Source organism: Delftia sp. NA_296.1 (genome assembly GCF_052692095.1).
The window spans coordinates 799,668-814,760 of record NZ_JBQZGF010000001.1 but is presented as its reverse complement, the minus strand read 5'-3'; the positions used below and the strand labels follow the sequence as shown (position 1 = coordinate 814,760).

Annotated in this window: 21 protein-coding genes and 1 tRNA gene; 11 read left to right on the top strand and 11 right to left on the bottom strand. The window is 63.9% G+C overall.

Going from position 1 to position 15,093, the window contains the following annotated elements:
* The first annotated feature begins 8 nt into the window (after positions 1-8).
* From pal to ACUTR7_RS03825, 4 genes are all read left to right on the top strand, one after another.
* Complete coding sequence (gene pal / locus ACUTR7_RS03840) at positions 9-551, top strand: peptidoglycan-associated lipoprotein Pal (protein ID WP_013802696.1); 543 nt, start codon at positions 9-11, stop codon at positions 549-551.
* A complete protein-coding gene (ybgF, locus tag ACUTR7_RS03835; protein WP_012205234.1) occupies positions 551-1,333 on the top strand; it encodes a tol-pal system protein YbgF in 783 nt (260 codons plus the stop codon). The genes pal and ybgF overlap by 1 nt, the downstream gene beginning before the upstream one ends.
* Positions 1,333-2,160, top strand: coding sequence for a tRNA threonylcarbamoyladenosine dehydratase (locus tag ACUTR7_RS03830; protein ID WP_445608178.1), 828 nt, complete (start codon positions 1,333-1,335; stop codon positions 2,158-2,160). Before ybgF ends, ACUTR7_RS03830 begins: the two co-directional genes overlap by 1 nt.
* A 68-nt stretch (positions 2,161-2,228) precedes the next feature.
* Positions 2,229-2,304 (top strand) — tRNA-Lys (locus ACUTR7_RS03825).
* A 72-nt stretch (positions 2,305-2,376) separates the two neighbouring features.
* On the opposite strand, the gene ACUTR7_RS03820 is transcribed toward ACUTR7_RS03825, so the two are convergent.
* From ACUTR7_RS03820 to ACUTR7_RS03775, 10 genes are all read right to left on the bottom strand, one after another.
* Entirely contained in the window at positions 2,377-3,414 is a 1,038-nt protein-coding gene (locus ACUTR7_RS03820) for a tyrosine-type recombinase/integrase (protein ID WP_445608177.1), read from the bottom strand.
* On the bottom strand, positions 3,414-3,650 hold the full coding sequence (locus ACUTR7_RS03815) for a hypothetical protein (protein WP_445608176.1): 237 nt from the start codon (positions 3,648-3,650) through the stop codon (positions 3,414-3,416). Before ACUTR7_RS03815 ends, ACUTR7_RS03820 begins: the two co-directional genes overlap by 1 nt.
* A complete protein-coding gene (locus ACUTR7_RS03810) occupies positions 3,647-3,910 on the bottom strand; it encodes a hypothetical protein (RefSeq protein ID WP_445608175.1) in 264 nt (87 codons plus the stop codon). The genes ACUTR7_RS03815 and ACUTR7_RS03810 overlap by 4 nt, the downstream gene beginning before the upstream one ends.
* Complete coding sequence (locus ACUTR7_RS03805) at positions 3,907-4,614, bottom strand: hypothetical protein (protein WP_445608174.1); 708 nt, start codon at positions 4,612-4,614, stop codon at positions 3,907-3,909. Before ACUTR7_RS03805 ends, ACUTR7_RS03810 begins: the two co-directional genes overlap by 4 nt.
* Positions 4,607-5,305, bottom strand: coding sequence for a hypothetical protein (locus tag ACUTR7_RS03800; protein WP_445608173.1), 699 nt, complete (start codon positions 5,303-5,305; stop codon positions 4,607-4,609). The genes ACUTR7_RS03805 and ACUTR7_RS03800 overlap by 8 nt, the downstream gene beginning before the upstream one ends.
* The gene (locus ACUTR7_RS03795; RefSeq protein ID WP_445608172.1) at positions 5,302-6,432 is read right to left on the bottom strand and encodes a hypothetical protein; all 1,131 of its coding nucleotides are present in this window, start codon (positions 6,430-6,432) and stop codon (positions 5,302-5,304) included. Before ACUTR7_RS03795 ends, ACUTR7_RS03800 begins: the two co-directional genes overlap by 4 nt.
* 26 nt (positions 6,433-6,458) lie before the next feature.
* A complete protein-coding gene (locus ACUTR7_RS03790) occupies positions 6,459-7,253 on the bottom strand; it encodes an antA/AntB antirepressor family protein (protein ID WP_445608171.1) in 795 nt (264 codons plus the stop codon).
* A 425-nt stretch (positions 7,254-7,678) separates the two neighbouring features.
* Entirely contained in the window at positions 7,679-8,170 is a 492-nt protein-coding gene (locus ACUTR7_RS03785) for a hypothetical protein (protein ID WP_445608170.1), read from the bottom strand.
* 14 nt (positions 8,171-8,184) lie between these two features.
* Entirely contained in the window at positions 8,185-8,661 is a 477-nt protein-coding gene (locus ACUTR7_RS03780) for a hypothetical protein (protein WP_445608169.1), read from the bottom strand.
* 86 nt (positions 8,662-8,747) lie between these two features.
* Positions 8,748-9,404 carry a helix-turn-helix domain-containing protein gene (locus ACUTR7_RS03775; protein WP_445608168.1) on the bottom strand — a complete coding sequence of 219 codons (657 nt, stop codon included), beginning with the start codon at positions 9,402-9,404 and terminating at the stop codon, positions 8,748-8,750.
* A 99-nt stretch (positions 9,405-9,503) separates the two neighbouring features.
* Here ACUTR7_RS03775 and ACUTR7_RS03770 point away from each other — a divergent pair, with 99 nt between their 5' ends.
* Positions 9,504-9,788 carry a helix-turn-helix domain-containing protein gene (locus tag ACUTR7_RS03770; protein WP_445608167.1) on the top strand — a complete coding sequence of 95 codons (285 nt, stop codon included), beginning with the start codon at positions 9,504-9,506 and terminating at the stop codon, positions 9,786-9,788.
* A 21-nt stretch (positions 9,789-9,809) separates the two neighbouring features.
* Here ACUTR7_RS03770 and ACUTR7_RS03765 read toward each other — a convergent pair whose 3' ends face one another.
* Entirely contained in the window at positions 9,810-10,028 is a 219-nt protein-coding gene (locus tag ACUTR7_RS03765) for a hypothetical protein (RefSeq protein ID WP_445608166.1), read from the bottom strand.
* Positions 10,029-10,170: 142 nt separating this feature from the next.
* On the opposite strand from ACUTR7_RS03765, the gene ACUTR7_RS03760 reads away from it, so the two are divergent.
* From ACUTR7_RS03760 to ACUTR7_RS03735, 6 genes are read left to right on the top strand one after another with little or no spacing between them, the layout of a single operon-like run.
* Complete coding sequence (locus ACUTR7_RS03760; protein ID WP_445608165.1) at positions 10,171-10,566, top strand: hypothetical protein; 396 nt, start codon at positions 10,171-10,173, stop codon at positions 10,564-10,566.
* 32 nt (positions 10,567-10,598) lie between these two features.
* Positions 10,599-11,642, top strand: a complete 1,044-nt coding sequence (locus tag ACUTR7_RS03755) for a DUF1376 domain-containing protein (RefSeq protein WP_445608164.1) — start codon at positions 10,599-10,601, stop codon at positions 11,640-11,642.
* A complete protein-coding gene (locus tag ACUTR7_RS03750) occupies positions 11,620-12,309 on the top strand; it encodes an ATP-binding protein (RefSeq protein WP_445608163.1) in 690 nt (229 codons plus the stop codon). Before ACUTR7_RS03755 ends, ACUTR7_RS03750 begins: the two co-directional genes overlap by 23 nt.
* Positions 12,309-13,742, top strand: coding sequence for a replicative DNA helicase (locus tag ACUTR7_RS03745; protein ID WP_445608162.1), 1,434 nt, complete (start codon positions 12,309-12,311; stop codon positions 13,740-13,742). The genes ACUTR7_RS03750 and ACUTR7_RS03745 overlap by 1 nt, the downstream gene beginning before the upstream one ends.
* A complete protein-coding gene (locus tag ACUTR7_RS03740) occupies positions 13,739-14,215 on the top strand; it encodes a hypothetical protein (RefSeq protein WP_445608161.1) in 477 nt (158 codons plus the stop codon). Before ACUTR7_RS03745 ends, ACUTR7_RS03740 begins: the two co-directional genes overlap by 4 nt.
* A gap of 2 nt (positions 14,216-14,217) precedes the next feature.
* Positions 14,218-15,018: a hypothetical protein gene (locus tag ACUTR7_RS03735; RefSeq protein WP_445608160.1), complete on the top strand. Its 801-nt coding sequence runs from the start codon at positions 14,218-14,220 to the stop codon at positions 15,016-15,018.
* Positions 15,019-15,093: the final 75 nt, after the last annotated feature.

The following is a 15,093-nucleotide window of genomic DNA, read 5'->3' as shown; positions in this document are numbered from 1 at the left end:
GATTTTTCATGATCACCATCAAACGACTTTCCCTGGCACTTGCAGTCACCGCACTCATGGCAGGTTGCAGCTCGGGCGTCAAGCTTGACGAAACCCCGGTCACCGACGCGGGCGCCACCAGCACGGGCCAGGGCAGCGGTGCCGGCACCGGCAGCACCTCGCAAAGCGGCATCTCGGGCGTGGACCTGACCGGCTCGGCCGCCGACAAGGCAGGTCCCCAGGGCGTCAGCCGCGTCGTCTACTTCGACTTCGACAGCTACGTCGTCAAGGCCGATGCCCAGCCCCAGATCGAAGCCCACGCACGCTTCCTGAAGGCATCTTCCGCTCGCAAGGTCCAGATCGAAGGACACACCGACGAGCGCGGCGGCCGCGAATACAACCTGGCCCTGGGCCAAAAGCGCGCCGAAGCTGTGCGCCGCTCGCTGGGCCTGCTGGGCGTCAGCGACGCGCAAATGGAAGCCGTGAGCTATGGCAAGGAAAAGCCTGCCTCCGAAGGCCATTCCGAAGACGCCTACGCGCAAAACCGCCGCGCTGAACTGTCCTACCGTTGATGAACATGCAGCGCTCCCCGATCCTGCATCGCACCGCGCTGCGCACGCTGCTGGCTGCTGGCCTGATGGCCGGCTACGCCGCCAGCGGCCATGCCGCACTGTTCGGCGATGACGAGGCGCGCCGCGCCATCCTGGAAATGCGCCAGCGCGTCGACAGCATGCAGCAGTCGCAGCAGCGCATGACCGAGGAAAGCTCGCAAACGCGCCGTGGCCTGCTCGAACTGCAGTCGCAGATCGAGCAGCTCAAGTCCGAGCAAGCCAAGCTGCGCGGCCAGAACGAGCAGCTGCTGCGCGATGTGGCCGAGCTGCAGCGCGGCCAGCGCGACATTGCCAAGGGCGTGGACGAGCGCCTGCGCCAGTTCGAGCCCGTCACGGTGACGGTGGACGGCCAGGAATTCGCGGCCGACCCGGCAGAGAAACGCGACTTCGAAGCCGCCCTGGCACAGTTCCGCGCAGGCAGCTTTGCCGAAGCCGGCACGGCGTTCTCGTCCTTCCTGAACCAGTGGCCCAAGAGCGGCTATGTGCCCTCGGCACGCTTTTGGCTGGGCAACGCGCAGTACGCCAATCGCAACTACAAGGACGCGATCACCAACTTCCGCGCGCTGCTGGCAGCAGCCCCCATGCACGGCCGGGCGCCGGAGGCGGCACTGTCCATCGCCAACTGCCAGATCGAGATGAAGGACACCAAGGGCGCGCGCAAGACGCTGGAAGACCTGATCAAGGCCTATCCCAACGCCGAAGCCACGGCTGCGGCCAAGAACCGTCTCGCCAGCCTCAAGTGATGAACGACACGGGCTCTTCATCCCTCCCGGAAGAAGACAAGACAGCGCCTGAAGCAGGCGCTGTTTTTTCTGATGCCGACCTGCAGCGCCGCTTCGGCGGCCTGGAGCGCCTGTATGGCGTGCCGGGCGCCGCTCGCATTCGCGCCGCGCATGTTGTCGTGGTGGGCATCGGCGGCGTGGGCTCCTGGACCGCAGAGGCGCTGGCGCGCAGCGGCGTGGGTGAACTCACCCTGATCGACATGGACCATGTTGCCGAGTCCAACATCAACCGCCAGATCCATGCACTCACCACCACCGTGGGCCAGGCCAAGATCGAAGCCATGCGCGAGCGCATCGCCCAGATCAACCCCGCCTGCCGCGTGCACTGCATCGACGACTTCGTTGATCCGGACAACTGGCTGCGCCTGCTGCCCCCGAGCGCCGACGCCGTCATCGACGCCTGCGACCAGGTCAAGGCAAAGACCGCCATGGCCGCTCATGCGCGCGCCACGCGGCAATGCTTCATCTCGGTGGGTGCAGCGGGCGGCAAGCGCCTGGCTCACAAGGTCGATATCGACGACCTCAGCGCCACCACGCACGACCCGCTGCTGGCACAACTGCGCTACCGCCTGCGCCGCGAGCACGGCGCACCCAAGGAAGGCAAGCGCATCGGCATCGCCTGCGTCTTCAGCCGCGAGGCTGTCGCCCCGCCCGATGCCTCTTGCGCCATCGAAGGCGACGGCACGCTCAACTGCCACGGCTACGGCTCGGTAGTGGCCGTCACCGCCACCTTCGGCCAGTGCGCCGCAGGCTGGGTCATCGATCAACTGAGCCGCATCAAGAATTGAAGCGTAAATTTTGGTGCTAGAATTTATGTCTTCGCTAAGCAGCATCTGATGCATGCAAAGCGTGGTTCGGGTCTTTAGCTCAGTCGGTAGAGCAGCGGACTTTTAATCCGTTGGTCGCGAGTTCGAATCTCGCAGGACCCACCAACAAACACGCGGAAGCCGCGCTATCGTAAAGGTAGCGCGGCTTTTGTTTTATTCCCAATTTGGGAATAGAGGTCAGCCCAGGGACTGCCGTTTCGAGACCTTCGAGCGGTCGTAGACCCGGGCCGTGGTGGCCGAGCTGGCGTGAAGCTCGGGCAGGGCACCATACCGTGCCTTGTGCTGGGTCGTGTAGTACGCCCGCAGGTCGTGGAAGGTGAAGCGCCGGCTGATCACCTTGGTCTCCAGGGCCTCGACCATCGCCCGCTGCCAGCCCGTGGTGAAGCCCGATTCGGTGAGCGGGCTACCGTGCTGGTTGATGAAGACGTGCAGCGATGTCTCAGGGCGCGGCAGCTGCAGTAGCCTCTTGGCCAAGTCCAGCATGGCCGGGCCCATGGCGATGTTCTCCGCCCGCTTGGTGCCGCCGTGCTGCTTGGCGCGCATCAGCCGGATCTCGCCGGCCTGCAGGTCGATCTGCGGCACCTGCAGGGCCAGGAACTCCACGCGGCGTGAGCCAGCCAGGGCGGCAAACTCGGCCATCAGGGCCAGGGTCTTGCGCGCAGGGCTGCCGGCCTCCAGCCAGTCCAGGAAGGCACGCAGCTCGGCCGGCTCCGGCGCCTCTGTTCTGGCCCGCTCGCTGTTCTTCTTGACCTGCTTGCACGGGTTGGCGTCGATCAGCCCGCGCTCGATGGCCACGTTCATCAGGTTGGAGAGCAGGGCGATTTCTCGATTGCCCCGCACGGGTGCGTCTGCACGCTCCACGCGCAGGAACCTGGCGATGTCGGTGGGGCGCACTGCGGCGGCCGGCACCTCGCCCATGACCTCGATGAGCTTCAGACTGTAGGACTCGTAGTCCTTCTTCGTGCGTTCCGCCAGGGCCGTCCAGCGGGCGGTCTTTTGGTACAGGTCCCAGAGCTCGCGGATCGTGCCCTGGGAGTTGGGCGCGTGGTTCATCTCCAGCACGGCCTGCATGGCCGCCGTGCGGTCGGTGCCCAGGTTGATGGGCTTGCCGCCCACCGGGTGATATCGGTAGGTGACAAGCCCGTTCTTGCGCGGCCTGGCTTCCATCCGGGGCAACAGACCGAAGCCTGATGCCCGCTCTCTTCTGCGACCCATCACTTACTCCATTTGAATCCGCGTTCGGACGCGGACGGTTTTTTGTTGTTGAGCTTTTCGTCCACCATGGTGCGGCCCACCAGGGGCAGCCCGTCTGGACGGATGCCGGCCACCGGGAGGCCCAGCACCTGCTCGATGTAGCGGCGCTGGGCGAAGCGCTGTTTCAGGGGTTTGCACAGGCCGTCGATCTCCTCCTCGTTCAGGTAGAGGCTGGTGGTGATGGCTTCTGCTGTCACGGCTTGGGCCCTCCTATCGTGCGCTGGGGGCGTTCGGCCCGGGTGCCTGGGCGCCGGCCCATCTCTTCGCGCAGCTTGTTCGCCTTGCGCAGGGCGCGGCGGGCACGCGCCAGTTGGGCCTCGTCTTCAGCGAGATGCTCGGGGTATACGCCCTCCAGCTTGCGTGTGGCCTCGAGGATGTCCGCCATGGCCTTGACGGCATGCCAGAGCGCTGTGGTGTCCGCCCGCGTGAGGCGGTTTTCTGCTCGGCGGCCGGTCATGGTTGGATCTCCTGGATCTGCTTGCGCGCCACCTTGAGCACGCCGGCCGCCTGGGTGATTTGCACTGCTACCTGGGGGTGGCGTTTGGAGGCGGCATCCATCTCACCCAGCCGGCGGGACAGCAACGACAGGATGTCGGTGTGCATGGCCTGCCTGCCGGCGTTGAACTCATGACTGGCGAGCCCGCGCACCAGGTCCTGAACTGCCTCCTGGCCCTCGCCGGGCTGTGGTTCGGTAGTGCTGGCCGTCTGGCCCACGGCCTGCTGGATTCGGGCCGCCAGCTCCGCCGAAGGCGCCGCGCCCTGAGCCATGCAGGACTGCACCAGTGCCAGCAGATCCCGGGCCTGGGCGCCCGCGATGTGCGCAGCCTGCAGCTCGGCCTGCAGCACTGCCACCTTGGAGCGAGCCTCGGACAGCTTCTCGAACGGGATTTCATGGCGGCCGTCGGCAGCCAGCACCACGGGCACCGCATCGCCCACTACCTGCTTGGCATGCTCGCGCAGAGCGCTGTATGCCTGGGCAATGGGCTGCAGCGCTCCGTCCGTGGCACGGCCGGCCGGCTTGGCCAGGGCACGCGCCATCATGTGCAGCAGGTGGTGCGTCAGCGCTTCGTGTTGCTCCAGCCACGCGGCGCCATTGAGTGCGCGCGGCGCCATGGCCAGGAGGGCCTGGGCGCTGCTCTTGGGTTTGCGTGCTTCAGCCACAGCGCAGCCCTCCCTCGAAAACGCTCTGCAGGTCGCTCAGGGGCGGGGTGCCCACGGTGGCCGGGTCTTCGCCATGGAGCTGGCCTGCGAAGTAGACGAGCCCGGAGAGCTGGGCAATGCGAGCCGCCATTCCATGGAAGACGGGCTGGGCGTCAGATTCCAGCTGGTCAGCCAGCAGGATCAGGGTCTGGGCCAGGCGCTCGATCTGGTAGTTGGCACCGCGTGCGAGCTTGAGTCGTTCTTCCTGGTCCTGCTGCTGAGCGGCTGGTGCTGCTGCGTCCTCCATCAGCTCGGCCACGGGCATGTCCGCGATCCAGGCCAGGTCAGCCATGGCCTGGTCCAGCAGCTTCTTGGCTTCGGCTGGCTCTGCCGGACCAGGTGCCCGGCGCGCGGCCTTGATCAGCGCGGCGATGTCCAGGGCGAAGTCCCCGGCGCGCTCTTCCTCGTTGATGTTGCGCTGTGCATGCTCTTCGATGTCCGCTCGGGCCATCAGCAGCAGGCGAGCCGCGTCGCAGCTGCCGGCCCAGTGTGCCCAGCCGGTGGCCGAGATTTCCAACATGGAGCCCATGCTGATGAAGGCGGCGGCGAAGCTGGCGGGTGTGCGCGCGGGATCGGCCGGCGCGGCTGCTGGGCGGGGTGCAGCAGCTGGCGGCTGCGTGCGGGCCTTGGGCCTTTGGGCGACGGTGCTCATGCTGTATCTCCATCTTCACGGGCGAAGTTAGGGCCGTAGAACCAACGCTCGTGTCCGCCGACAATTTCGCCCCCGGTCGCGTTGTCAGCCATCGCGCCAATCATCACGACGAGGGCTTGGGCTGCGTCAATGACAGCAGGCAGCAGGATTTCCCCGTCGCCTGTTTGGGCAGCCATGAGCAAGTGGTTCAAGGAGGAGCTCGTACTGGCGACCTGCCCAAGAACAATAAGGAGCTGACCTCTGGTCAGTTGCGAGCGCTCGTTCGCTGACGGTTTGACGGTAGGCGCGGACAGATCCAGGATGTCCTCTACTGTGGTGCCTCCGAGGACGGCCAGGACTTCCGCTGCCAGCTTGATGAATTCCGCACGCTTTGGTGACTGGGTGTCTCCTGGCACGCGGCTGGATGCGCTGACGCATGCGGCGATGTCGAAGGCGAGGTCTTCGCAGTCGGGCGTCCCCACGGCAACGGCGGCCCTCTCCGCGAGTTCTCCGCCGATCCGCAGGAGGCGGTCGGAGTCGCCGCTATGGGCGTGGGGTTCATCGGTGCGCGCGGCCTGTTTCAGCAGCGCGGCAAGTTGGCCCAAGGACTCATGGACCTGCGTGCGGGCGTGGGGCGATGGCGCGGCCGACCCTCCCGCACGGCCTTGCACTGCCACCTCCATTGCGCCCTGGTATGTGCCCAGTGCGCGCAGCCGCTGTAGGTCGCCTGCTTGGTAAGCCGTTTCCAGCGCCTTGGTGAGGCTCAGGGCGTTGCTGATGGTCAAGCCAGCAAACACAGCCTCACCGACAGCGGTGCTCAAGCGCTCAGGCGTTTCCGACGCCGCGCCGTCCAGCAGCGTGTATGCCCGCTGCAGCGCATCGACCAGCCCACGGGTTTTTGAGCCGTTGTCGCGAATCTCCATCAGCAGGCAGTCCGCCTCGTCCAGCAATTCCGGTGGGAGAAGTGCCGTGATATTGCTGGTTTCAGCAGCGCGCGCCACAAGCGTAGAGACTACGCCGACGGCTTGGCGGCACAGAGCCTCGGCCTCATTGATGGGCGGCAGGGGCGCGGCATCCGCCGGCTTGGCCTTCTTGCGGGCAGGGCCCGGCCTTGCGCTCGCAGTGGTGCGCGCGATAATCGCGTTCATGATTCAGTCCTAGTAAGGGTTCGGGATCAAGAAGCTCGTGCGGTTGCCGCCGCAGGTGCTTCGCCGAAGGACTGACGGTTGCCGCCGTTCAGTCCTTCACTTTTTTCGACGTGTGCTGCTGTGTTGCGGCTGAGATTTAGGACCGCCGCCGCCATGTCAGCCACAGCCTCCGCCATCAGATGCATGCTGCCCATTGCCTGATGAAGTGCACTTTCGGTAGGCGCCGCGCGAGGTGCATCGATCACGGGGGCGATCTCTGCGACATGCCGCGATGCAATTGCCAGGGCCTCCGTGAACTCGCTTCGCGGGATTTCGCGGTAGGAGACTCGGAAATGGGCCTTGAGCTTGCTCCACCCGCGTAGAAGGAAGGCACCCCGTTGCTTCTCCGGCAGCGATTCAGCACCCTTGGTGAGCAAACCGCGCAGCTCGTCTTGCTCCACCTGTGTCAGCGTGTCGGCTTTACCCATGGAATATGGGATCCGCGCCTTGGCAGGCAGACCCTTGGCGACCCGTTCGCACGCAATGAAGTACTCCCGAACCTCATGGCCACGTTCCGAGCCACTCATCATGGCGATGTGCTTGGCGGCATCGACACTGAAGTGGTAGACCGACTTCCACTTGGTGCCGCTCGCTAGCTGCTCCCCCTCCTGGGTGAGAAGGTAGTCCCGGTTTTCAACCAGGCGTGCACGCTTGATCTGGGCCTTTGCCCAGGTGGTGTAGTCCTTGGCTACCCCGAGCTCCGTATGCAACTGGCGTCCGTCGCACGTTTTGATGAGCTCGCCATCGATTTGGTGCTCATTAATGGGAATGTTCACTGCCATGCTGCAATCTCCTTCACGGTCGTAAAAATCCATAGGCTAAGGGATAAGGCTTTTTAAAATCTGGTCAAAAGCGCTTGAATTAATCGTTGTTCGCAGAAATCCGCGCTGTATGCCTTTGCCGCCAGTGGTAGCGACAGAGGGCTCTTGAACATGTCGTCCATGGCGACGCTTCCCAACGAGTGTTGCTTCGCGTGCTGCTGAAGGCTGTAGAAAACACGAACAGGGCCACAGATTACCGAGCTGACGGCTTTCAATCGAGGGCCTATTGGGAGCCCCGAATTCCGCGCTGTTGCATGCGTGCCGCTGCATAGGACTGTGATCTGAACTCATGGTTTGACAGTACTGTTGACCTGCCTCCATCTGCAATCCGTGGGTTACGGATTGGCTTGGAGACCTGGGCTGTAGGTCTCCAGTATTCATGGGGTTCAACGGACTACCTCCCGATCGAACTGCTCCAAACGCAGCTTGAAAGTCACGGACTGCTCTGTGGCTGCGACCATGTTGAGCCGCAGCCAGGCGCGGACGGCAGCCAGCTCAAGGAGCGAGAGCTGGGCATGGTCGATCCACACGAGCTCGCCGCTGCGGATGACCGGAAAGGTCTGGCCCTCGGCCTCGAAGGCGATGCCGTGGGACGCAAGGTCGCGGACGCGGGGCACCAGCGGCAGGAAGTGCTGGTCCAGCTCGTTCACGGCAAAGCTCAAAGACTCGAGAGAAGACTTGCCGCGCAGGTACTCCGTGCTGATAAAGCAGTCGTCCCACGCGGCAGCAACGCTGAGCGCGCGCGCGGTAATGCGCTCCAATAGCTCGCGCGGCACGGTGGCCAGGTCCAGCGCCATGACGGGGCCGTCGCCGGTAACAGCCGTGATCAGGCCAGGGCTGTCTGGGCAGACGGCCAGTTCGTTCGTGATGGTCGGCATGTTGGCTCCCGCGTTCATTCAGCGTCCGCCTGTTCGAGGCTGCTGCTGTCCAGCGCGGCGCCGAGCGCGGCGGCTTGGGGCGGCAGAGCGGCGGGGGCGTGGGCGGCCTGCAGCACGCCGTTCATGGCGCGGCGGACGCGGGCAGCGTGGTCGCGGCCCAGACCATGCGCCAGAGCCAGCAAGCCGGCTTCCAGGGATTCGAGGGTGGGGGCTCCGGCCGGGCCCGGGCCCAGCAGGTCTGCCGGGGCATGGCATTCCAGCGCTGTGGGTACGGTGGAATGCACGCGGCCGCTTTCACCCTCTGCTTCGCACCAGGTGGCCAGGACGCGGGCTTGATCGGCCCATTCCGAGGCCACCGTTGCCTCAGCCCTGAGCAGGGCGGCTGCGCTGGGCCAGCGGCGGCCTTCAATTGCATCGATCGCCAGTAGGCACTGGCGGCGGTGCGCTTCGGGTGCTGCCCCTAGCAGGGCGGCGCGGTTGGGGTTGCTCATCTTCGCTCCATGCGCCCAAAAAAGAGGCGCTGGAACAAAGTCTAGTGATTCTTAACTTTTTGGTCAAGCATAGCTCAACTAAAAAATCAGTCTTGCTTAACTTTTGGTGGAAGCGGGTTCCATGTTTTGCGCCACTGGCGCCGGGATACGGTAGCGACCACTATGTCTAGTTGGTCGATGTCTTCTTCTCTGATGGTGAGGCGTTCACCGGTCTGAATGACCTCGAAAGCCTTGGACTCGTCCTTGTCGGCCAGGAACTCGACGAACCAGTCGCCACTAGGCGTGCGCAGCAGGCAGTACTCGCTGAACGCTGGATTTGCGTGAGGATCGAGGACCAGTAGGTCGCCATCCTTGAGAGTCGGGCGCAGCTCGTCGCCCTGGACGCGCAAGCAGTAGCCCTCATGCACTCCGGAGCCCAGGACGTAGCCGCCCTCAGAAGGTTCCTCAATGGTGTAGACGCCGTTTACAAACCGGATGTCGCCGGTGACAGGGATGCCGACGATGTTGCCTTCCCCGGACAGCGAGTAGTCCATCTCAAGTGCTCCGGCATCGTCGCCCAGGTTCTCAGGCGTTGGAAATCCGGTGTGCCTCGCAATCTCTACCACCTGGGAGTAGCTCGGCGAGTGTTTGCCGGACTCCCAGAGCGCAACGTTTGCCTTGGACCGGCCGACGGCCTCTCCCAGCTTTTCCTGGGTCCAATTTCTGTGCTTGCGGGCAGCACGCACCCATTCTCTAAGTTCCATGGCGTGATCGTACAGATTTGCTTATCATCTGGGTTTTGAATTGCTTGACTATGAGATTTAGAAAAACTAGACTTTCGGGCAAGCAAACAGGAGTTACCCATGGAACACCCTATCGATCGTGCTGCGCGGATCGTCGGCACGCAGGCGGTTATCGCTAGAGCACTCAACGTAACCAGGGCGGCGGTGAGCCAGTGGAAGGGGCCTGGTGGGCAGATCCCCGCAGAGCACTGCCCCCTCATCGAAGAACTGACGAGAGGCGTGGTGCGCTGCGAGGACATGCGACCAGACATCCGCTGGGATGTTTTGCGCGGCAAGCGCGGCAGGGTCACGCCCAAGCTGGCTAAGCAGCCGATGCACCCATCTGCGGATGTCACCCATGCCTGAGTTCGCGGAAATGAGCATTGCTCAAAACGGCGAGCGCCGGCCGCGCTGCTGCTGGTCTGCGTCCACAACGACCCGACTGCCACGGGCCTTGATCACCAGCTCGCCGGTAGCCCAGGCCAGTTCCAAACGCGAAACGGTCATGACCTGCTCGCGTCGGCCTGTCGCCGGGCTGATGTTCTCGCTGAACGCAGTGTGCGAGGAGCGGTGGAAGGGCGTGACGGCTGCGGATTGGTTGTTCATGTCTGCGATTCAGTTGAGCTGCTTTTCAGCGGTGACCGAATCGTCTTTTTTTTGCCCCAAAAAAGCACCCCTCACGTCCCCTCAGATTTAGGAGGTGCGAGGGGTGAAAAGAAAACTGCAGATAAATCAATAGGTTAACGCCATGAAGTCCATTTATGAAGACGAGTACGACGCACTGGCCCAAATGATCGCCAATAGCGAAAAGTCGGCAAAGGAACTGGCCGTTTATCTGTTCCCGCACATGAAGCTGGAATCCGCCCACGCCCGCCTGCGCGCTTGCTTGAATGCTGAGAAAGACGAGCGCTTGACCTTCGGCCAGATCATTGCAGCCATGCGTTTCTGCGGTCGGTACGACCCGCTTATGTACGCCTGCGACGAGACGCTGCATGCCCGGCCTGACCGCAAGGCGCCCGAGGACCAGGCGGCGCGCATCGCCGAGTCCATCGACAGCGCCACCGCCACGCTGAACCAGGCCCTGAAGGCGCTGGCCGCCCTGCAGGCGCACAGCGGCGGGCAGGGTGTGAGGGCTGCTGGATGACGGATGGCCCAGGAAAAGGGAGCTCGAAAACCATGAGCACAGATCTACCCCCACCCATGACGCCGCCTGACTGCAACCTGCGGGGCTTGCCATGGATGCCCCTGGAGACCGGGCGCCTGCTCGACTCCGACCTGTTTTTGCTGAGCACGGGGGACGAGTTCAAGGCCGCCGTGGCCTTGTGGTGCAAGAGCTGGAACCAGATCCCAGGCGGCAGCTTGCCCAGTGATGAGCGCCTGCTCGAGGCACTGTCCGGATCTCGCAGTTGGAAGAAGGTGCGCGACATGGCCATGCGCGGCTGGGTGAAGTGCTCAGACGGCCGCCTCTATCACCCCGTGATCGCTGATTTGGCGGTCCAGGCCTGGGATGGCCGGCAGGTTCATATGGAAGGCGTGGATGCAAAGAAGTCCCGCCAGCAGCGCTGGCGAGAGCAGCTCAAGGAACTGTCCGCCCGGCTGCGAGACGTTGGCGTGACGCCTCCCGCCAATCCGACAAAGGCGGAACTGGAACATCTCATCGCTCTACATGTAGACGGTCATGTAGACGCTCAACCGTCTACCAAAGCGTCTCGCTCACCGTCTACCAGAGACGCGACTGAGATGGCTAATAAGGGAGAGGGACAGGGAGAGAGACAGGGAGAGTTAATACCTCCCGTACCTGACGGTACGGCCCCTCCACCCGGCGTCTCCAGCCATGGCGCGTCTCCTGGCGGCGGAGCCGGCAAGCGCAGCAGTGCCGAGGCAGCACGGCCCGACGACGTGCCCGAAAAGGTCTGGCAGGACTATCTGGCCTTGCGGAAGAAGCATCGCGCACCCCTGACCGACACCGCCCTGGACGGCATTGCCCGAGAGGCCGCGACGGCCCGCATCACCCTGACCCGGGCGCTCGAGGTCTGCTGTGAAGCGGGATGGCGAGGCTTCAACGCTGGCTGGTACGCCAAGCGAATCGGCGATGACCGTGGGCCGTCTGGTGGCCACGGCCAGCCCCGAAGCAATGCCGGCCGCCACAGCGGCTTCACCCATGAACACAGCGATTACTACGACCAAGGTGTCCCCGATGACGGATCAATTCCAGCATGAGCGCGATGAGCGCATTGCCGCAGCGATGCGTGAGCAAAAAGAGGCAGAGCGAAAGGACCGGCTGAGCAGCCGGATGGCCCGCAGTGGCCTGGTGGGCCGGATGCTGGAGTGCTCGTTTGCCAACTATCGCCCGTTCCATCCCGGCCAGGCTGATGTGCTGGCCGCGTGCCGCAAGTTCGCCGAGGAGAACGACTTCCGCTCAGGTGGTGGCCTGTGGATGATCGGCCCGGTGGGCACGGGCAAGACCCACCTCGGCTGCGCCATGGTGAACCACGTCATCCAAGAGCGCGACCTGGGCGCCCGGATCCTCAGCAGCCGGCAGATCGTGCGCATGCTGCGCGCTACGTGGGGCAGCAGCGGGTTCCAGGCCAGTTCCTGGGACCGGCCGGAGACTGAGAGCGAGCTGATCGCCAGCCTCGGGAGCGATGCTCTGCTGGTCATCGATGAGGTCGGGGCCAGCATGGGCACGGACGCAGAGCGCCTGCAGCTGTTCGAGGTGATCGACAGCCGCTACGCCATGCAGCGGCCCACGGTGCTGCTGTCCAACCTGGCGATCAACGACATCAAGGCCTCGGTCGGCGAGCGCTCATTCGACCGGCTGCGTGAAGGGGCGAAGTCGCTGAAGTGCAACTGGCCCAGCCACCGCGGGGGCGCTGCCGAATGCTGATGGACGAGTTTCCACCCGACGAGCAGGACCGCGCAGAATTGCGCAGTCGTCCCACCGAGCGCCGCATGCCTGCCAGCGTGGCGTCGGAAGCCGCGCTTCTGGGCGGCCTGATGCTGGACCCGGAGGCGTGGGCAGCGCTGCCTGAGCTGGACGCCATGGCGTTCTACGCGCCCATGCACCGCGAGGTGTTCCGTGCCGTCCGGGCCCTGGCCACGGCCGGCGCGCCCACCGACCCGGTGTCGGTCTTCGAGGAGCTGCGGCGCCAGGAGGCCGAGACCACGCTGCCGCAGCTGACCGACCTCGCTCAGTTCCTGCCGGGCCAGGCCAGCATGCGGCGCTATGCCGACGAGATCCTGGACCAGCACCGCCTGCGGCAGCTGATCCAGGCCGGCACGGCCATGGTGGACGCGGCCATGGAGCCCGGCGCCCTGGCTGCGGCCGAGATCGACAAGGCCCAGATGCTGCTGGCCCAGCTGGCCACCAGCCGGGGCCGGCGCGACCCCAGGCGCATCAGCGATTCTGTGACCGAGTACCTGGTGCTGCTGCAGGAGCTGAGCGAAGGGCGCAACCCGGCCATGGCCACGGGCATTCGTGGCCTGGACAAGCTGCTGAACGGCGGCCTGCGCCGGGGCGAGCTCCTGGTGCTGGGCGCCCGGCCCAAGCACGGCAAGACCGCGCTGGCCCTGGCCATCGCCCGCCACCTGGCCCAGCGCCAGAGCGTGCTGTTCCTGAGCCAGGAAATGCCTGTGAACCAGCTGATGCACCGGCACACCGCAGCGGCTGCAGCCTTCGACCTGAGCCGCATCCTGGCCGCCAATCCCGAGGACGCGGACATGTGGCCAGCAGTGACGGCTGCTGCCCACCTGCTGGAGCGGCTGCACCTGCACCACGACGACCAGACCAGCCTCACCCTGGGCGACATCCGGCGCAAGGCCCTCAAGGTCAAGCGCGAGAGCGGCCTGGACGTGATCTTCGTGGACTTCCTGCAGCGCATGGCGGATTCCGGCGAGGACAGCCGCAACCTCCAGCTGGATCGGGACGTGAACGGCATCAAGAACCTGGCCATGGAGCTGGACATGGTGGCAGTGGTCCTGAGCCAGATGAACCGCAAGGCCGACGAGCACTACGGCCGGCCCACGATGAGCCACCTGCGCGAGTCGGGCGCCATCGAGGCCGCCGCTGACCAGATCGCGCTGCTGTTCACGGACTGGGCGCACCCGCAGAGCAAGCGCCTGCCCGAGCTGCAGGGCTACAGCGAGCTGGAGATCGTGGCGCATCGCAACGGCCCCCAGGGCCTGGTGCCGCTGCGCTTCATTGGCCGCCACCAGCACATCACCGATTGGGACGGGCCGCTGCCGCGCCGCATGGCCGCCGGCCCGTCCACCCCTGTTTCCAAGCACTGGCAAGACCGCCAAGAGGAGGCGAATCCATGACCGCCGAAGAGACCAGCACCACGCCCCCCGAGCCCACGCCGGAAGAGACTCGCACGACGCGGCAGATCATCTGCGACACGATTCAGGAACTGGTCCAGCAAAACCAGGTGGTCACCCGAGAAACTCTGATGACGCTGACGGGCAAGGCCTACCACGTCATCGACGACCACGTCAGCCGGATGATCCACGTCGAGGGGACGCTGAGACGAGTACGTGCGGGGGTGTTTGTGCCCCAAGAGCCATTGCCGGAGCCGCGTGCTGTGTCGGTCACAGACCTGCCCGATGGCACCTCCATTATCGAAATTGGTGATCTGGTGGTGCGTCTCTACCCGCGGGAGCGCCGTTCCCTTGCAACTAGGCTGGCGGGCGATGCGATTCAGCTGAGCAATATTCAGGCGGCAGAAAATGACAACATGCTTTTGAATGAAGTCATTCGGGACTTGAAAAAGCTGAAGCGCGATCTTGGAGCGTAATTATGGTGAAAAGAATTGAATGGACTGAGGAAATGATAAAGATTCTCGGCACTGTCACTGACAATAATTTTGCGCAGAGGTTCGGACTGGGAAGACGTACGGTCGCTGCAGAGCGAAAGAAGCGGGGAATAGCATCATTTTGCAAACATAACCGAGTTAAGAATTGGACTCGAGGAACTGTTTGGACCCCTCAGATGCTCGAGAGATTAGGTAAATCATCTGATCGAGAAATAGCTGAAGAATTAGGCCTATCAAATAGGACTGTAGGAAAAAAGCGGCAGGCTTTGGGCATTGCTCCCGCACTTGTCTGGGGCGAAGAGCAGGTTGCATTGCTGGGGGTTTTGCCAGACAAGGCCGTGGCCGAGGTTCTGGGAACAACGATGGGCAGAGCTGCTGCGGCCAGGCGGTACCGGGGGATACGTCCGGCGATGGAGCAGAAAACGCAGAAGGTGCCGAAGGAGGAGGCCAAACAGGTCCGTACAGCAAAGAACGACTTGAACAGCGGACTCCTGGCTCAGCTTGGCCAAGTTGCTGATTCTGTAATTGCAAGGGAGGCTGGAGTACATCTCTCAACAATCGCCAAGCTCAGAAAGAAGTACGGCATCAAGGCAACCAAGCAGCGCAGGCCCTGGCTTCCTGAAGAAGTGGCCTTGCTTGGGAAATTGTCAGATGCGGAAGTGGCACGCAGAACAGGGCGCAACAAAGCCGGGGTGACGCTGGAGCGGACAAACAGGCGGATCCGAGGCATTGATCCCAAGCTGGCGCCTTCGCTGAATCGGCTGGCGAAAGAGGGGAGGATCTGATGTCCCCCGGAAATAGTGTTCTGATGTGTTTTTTTGAAGTATCGTTGCATAGCAGATAGTCAAAGATATGCTTGT

What these genes read in the sequence shown, in the direction of transcription:
- pal (WP_013802696.1), top strand. Translation starts at nt 9, where the DNA reads ATGATCACCATCAAACGACTTTCCCTGGCACTTGCAGTCACCGCACTC.
- ybgF (WP_012205234.1), top strand. Translation starts at nt 551, where the DNA reads ATGAACATGCAGCGCTCCCCGATCCTGCATCGCACCGCGCTGCGCACG.
- ACUTR7_RS03830 (WP_445608178.1), top strand. Translation starts at nt 1,333, where the DNA reads ATGAACGACACGGGCTCTTCATCCCTCCCGGAAGAAGACAAGACAGCG.
- ACUTR7_RS03820 (WP_445608177.1), bottom strand. Translation starts at nt 3,414, where the DNA reads ATGGGTCGCAGAAGAGAGCGGGCATCAGGCTTCGGTCTGTTGCCCCGG.
- ACUTR7_RS03810 (WP_445608175.1), bottom strand. Translation starts at nt 3,910, where the DNA reads ATGACCGGCCGCCGAGCAGAAAACCGCCTCACGCGGGCGGACACCACA.
- ACUTR7_RS03800 (WP_445608173.1), bottom strand. Translation starts at nt 5,305, where the DNA reads ATGAGCACCGTCGCCCAAAGGCCCAAGGCCCGCACGCAGCCGCCAGCT.
- ACUTR7_RS03795 (WP_445608172.1), bottom strand. Translation starts at nt 6,432, where the DNA reads ATGAACGCGATTATCGCGCGCACCACTGCGAGCGCAAGGCCGGGCCCT.
- ACUTR7_RS03790 (WP_445608171.1), bottom strand. Translation starts at nt 7,253, where the DNA reads ATGGCAGTGAACATTCCCATTAATGAGCACCAAATCGATGGCGAGCTC.
- ACUTR7_RS03785 (WP_445608170.1), bottom strand. Translation starts at nt 8,170, where the DNA reads ATGCCGACCATCACGAACGAACTGGCCGTCTGCCCAGACAGCCCTGGC.
- ACUTR7_RS03780 (WP_445608169.1), bottom strand. Translation starts at nt 8,661, where the DNA reads ATGAGCAACCCCAACCGCGCCGCCCTGCTAGGGGCAGCACCCGAAGCG.
- ACUTR7_RS03775 (WP_445608168.1), bottom strand. Translation starts at nt 9,404, where the DNA reads ATGGAACTTAGAGAATGGGTGCGTGCTGCCCGCAAGCACAGAAATTGG.
- ACUTR7_RS03770 (WP_445608167.1), top strand. Translation starts at nt 9,504, where the DNA reads ATGGAACACCCTATCGATCGTGCTGCGCGGATCGTCGGCACGCAGGCG.
- ACUTR7_RS03765 (WP_445608166.1), bottom strand. Translation starts at nt 10,028, where the DNA reads ATGAACAACCAATCCGCAGCCGTCACGCCCTTCCACCGCTCCTCGCAC.
- ACUTR7_RS03760 (WP_445608165.1), top strand. Translation starts at nt 10,171, where the DNA reads ATGAAGTCCATTTATGAAGACGAGTACGACGCACTGGCCCAAATGATC.
- ACUTR7_RS03755 (WP_445608164.1), top strand. Translation starts at nt 10,599, where the DNA reads ATGAGCACAGATCTACCCCCACCCATGACGCCGCCTGACTGCAACCTG.
- ACUTR7_RS03750 (WP_445608163.1), top strand. Translation starts at nt 11,620, where the DNA reads ATGACGGATCAATTCCAGCATGAGCGCGATGAGCGCATTGCCGCAGCG.
- ACUTR7_RS03745 (WP_445608162.1), top strand. Translation starts at nt 12,309, where the DNA reads ATGGACGAGTTTCCACCCGACGAGCAGGACCGCGCAGAATTGCGCAGT.
- ACUTR7_RS03740 (WP_445608161.1), top strand. Translation starts at nt 13,739, where the DNA reads ATGACCGCCGAAGAGACCAGCACCACGCCCCCCGAGCCCACGCCGGAA.
- ACUTR7_RS03735 (WP_445608160.1), top strand. Translation starts at nt 14,218, where the DNA reads ATGGTGAAAAGAATTGAATGGACTGAGGAAATGATAAAGATTCTCGGC.